Here is a 2,875-nt window from a genome sequence, read left to right as displayed (position 1 = left end):
GCTTGGGGCGGCCCGGCGCTGCGGCCGACGGCCCCCACGCTTTTCACTGCGTGTAATACGCTGCCCCCCGAGGGGGTTGGCCTGGCTTGGGGCGGCCCGGCGCTGCGGCCCTTGGCCTCCACGTTCCCCACTTCGGGTGCTTCGCTGCCCCCCGAGGAGGCCGCAGTCGCCTTGGGGCGGCCCGGCGGCGACTGACGCATCAAGGAAGAGAACGCCATGCCCGCCTATTCCTTTGAAGCCATGCAAAACGACGGCAAGCTGCGCCGCGGCGTGATCGAGGCCGATACCGCCAAGGCGGCGCGCAGCCTGCTGCGCACCCAGGCGCTGGTGCCGCTGGTGGTGATTCCGGTCAACGGGGGCGGTGGTGGCGGCGGCAGTGAGGCGGCCGGCGCCGCGCCCTCGCTGCTGCAGACGCCGCTGTTTGGCGGCCATGTGTTCAATGCCACGCGGCTCACGATCTGGACGCGCCAGCTCGCCGGGCTGGTCGGCTCCGGCCTGCCGCTGGAGCGTGCGCTGACCGCGCTGACCGACGAGGCCGAGGACGAAAAGCAGCGCAACCTGGTGGCGGCGCTGCGTTCCGAGGTCAACGGCGGCGCCAGCTTTGCCCGGGCGCTGTCGCAGCATCCGCGCGAGTTTTCGGCGATTTACATCGCCGTCATAGGCGCCGGCGAGCAAAGTGGCCACCTGGGCCTGGTGCTGGAACGCCTGGCCGATGACCTGGAGGAGCGCCAGACGCTCAAGTCCCGTCTCATCGCCGCCGCGCTGTACCCGGCCATCGTGACGCTGGTGGCGATTGTCATCGTGATGTTTCTGGTGGGCTATGTGGTGCCGCAGGTCGCCAACGTGTTTGCCGGCACCAAGCGCGCCCTGCCGTTCCTGACGGTGGCCATGCTGGCCGTCAGCCAGCTGGTTCGCAGCTACGGCTGGGCACTGCTCGGTGCTCTTGTTTTGATAGCTGCCGGCGCCCGTCTGACCTTGAGGAATGAGGGTTTTCGCGAGAAATTTGATGCCGCGACGCTGAAATTTCCGGTGATCGGCCGGCTGGCGCGCGACTACAACGCGGCGCGCTTTGCCAGCACCTTGGCCATGCTGGCCGGCGCCGGCGTGCCGATTCTCAAGGCCTTGCAGGCCGCCGCCGAAACCCTGTCGAACCGCGCCATGCGCGCCGATGCGCTCGACGCGCTGCTGCTGGTGCGGGAAGGCGCGCCGCTGGCCTCGGCGCTGTCGCAAAAAAAGCGCTTCCCCGGCCTGGTCAGCATGTTTGCGCGACTCGGCGAGCAGACCGGGCAGCTGCCGGTGATGCTGCAGCGCGCCGCGCGCCAGCTGTCGACCGAAGTGCAGCGCCGCGCCATGGCGCTGGCTACCATCCTGGAGCCGCTGCTGATTGTGGCCATGGGCCTGGTGGTGATGCTGATCGTGCTGGCCGTGCTGCTGCCCATCATCCAGCTCAACCAATGGGTCAAGTGAACCGGCACGCTCGCCCCGATGTTTTTGAATCCACGCGGGTCGGGCTGACTGCTTCCTCGTCGATTTTGGGTAATATTTACATCGACCCCGCAGCAGGCGGGGGTTTGAGTCGAAGACCTGATTAAATAGAGATAGTTACATACGGATCAAGGTCCTTGGCGATTCACACTCCTTGTAACCTGCCTTCCCGAAAGGAGAAAATTGACCCTGACGCGCCCCCTAGATTACGACCAGCTGCTGGGACCGCTTTACGACGCCGTGACGGCAGCCGATGGCTTCCAGTCTTTTATTGACCGGCTCAGAATCGTTTTCCAGCTGAAGGCCGCGGGCCTGATGACCCGAAGCACCCAGACGCAGGAAATCAAGGGCCTGTGGATGGGCGGCATCAGCCACGACTGGCAGCAAAGCTATGTCCTGGACTACGGACGCGAGGACATGCTGGTGCAGCACATCATGAGCGCGCCTATCGCCCATTTTTATGCCAGCAACCTCGATGTGCCCCACCCTGAACACTTTGCCCAGACCCGCTTTTTCAGGGAGTGGGTGGTGCCGCAGGGCGTGGCCTACGGTGCCGGGGCGGTCGTGTTGCAAGAGGGGGACTGGCAGACCCAGCTGCTGTTGCAGCGGGCAACTGCCCATCCGCCGTTTGTGCGCGAGGAACTGGACCAGCTCAACCTGCTGGTGCCGCACCTGCAGCGCGCCATCCAGATGCGCCAGCGCTTTGCCGGGCTGCAGGTCGAGCAGAATTTCCTGGTGGGCCGGCTTGACGTGCTGCCGATGCCGATTCTGCTGTTTGACGAATACGGCCTGGTGGCGCATTACAACCGCAGCGCCGCGGCCATGCTGGCGCAACGCGGTGGCTTGCAGTTGCACCACGGGCACCTGCAAACGCCCGACGACGACACCACGCGCCAGCTCAATCTGGAGGTTGCCAATGCCATACGCGCCAGCCGGGGCGACGGCGGCGACCTCAACAGCGTGGTGCTGATTCCCCGGCCCGAGCGTTTGCCGCTGATGCTGATGGTGGCGCCGCTGCAGCTGGCCCACGCGCCGCAGTCGCATGGCGGGGCGCTGCTGTTTGCCTTCGATCCCGAGACCACGCCCCGGGTCACGGCGGACACCGTGCGCCGCATGTTCACGCTGTCGGAAGCCGAGGCCGAACTGGCCGTGGCGCTGTGCTGCGGCAAGAGCCTGGAAGATGCCGCCAGGGCGCGCGGCACCTCGATCAACACCATCAAGAGCCAGCTCAAGAGCACCTTTGTCAAGACCGGCACCAAGCGCCAGTCGGAGCTGGTGTCGCTGCTGCTGACCAGCCCGGCCTACTTCCTGACCAGCAAGCAGCCAGCGGAGTAGGCGAGCCGCTTCACGCCAGCAGCGGCGGTTCCTGCATCGCCTCGGTCTGCTCCTC

The 2,875-nt window shown here is 66.2% G+C and carries 2 protein-coding genes and 1 pseudogene; 2 read left to right on the top strand and 1 reads right to left on the bottom strand.

The genetic code is table 11. From position 1 onward, the window contains the following. A pseudogene (locus RMO23_RS19045) lies at positions 1-218 on the bottom strand (hypothetical protein); the annotation flags it as partial. Here RMO23_RS19045 and gspF point away from each other — a divergent pair. Together gspF and RMO23_RS19035 are read left to right on the top strand one after the other, a co-directional pair. Continuing rightward, positions 217-1,467, top strand: a complete 1,251-nt coding sequence (gspF, locus tag RMO23_RS19040) for a type II secretion system inner membrane protein GspF (RefSeq protein ID WP_309684623.1) — start codon at positions 217-219, stop codon at positions 1,465-1,467. The pseudogene RMO23_RS19045 and the gene gspF sit on opposite strands and share 2 nt — an antisense overlap. Before the next feature lie 201 nt (positions 1,468-1,668). Continuing rightward, complete coding sequence (locus tag RMO23_RS19035) at positions 1,669-2,820, top strand: helix-turn-helix transcriptional regulator (protein ID WP_309684620.1); 1,152 nt, start codon at positions 1,669-1,671, stop codon at positions 2,818-2,820. The last annotated feature ends 55 nt before the right edge of the window (positions 2,821-2,875 follow it).

It is taken from the genome of Polaromonas sp., assembly GCF_031411155.1.
GTDB lineage: Bacteria > Pseudomonadota > Gammaproteobacteria > Burkholderiales > Burkholderiaceae_C > Polaromonas.
Note: the sequence above shows the minus strand (reverse complement) of the source record. Positions and strands in the feature narration are given on the sequence as shown.

Excerpts from the sequence above, each read along its gene's own strand:
- gspF (WP_309684623.1), top strand. The coding sequence starts at position 217 with ATGCCCGCCTATTCCTTTGAAGCCATGCAAAACGACGGCAAGCTGCGC.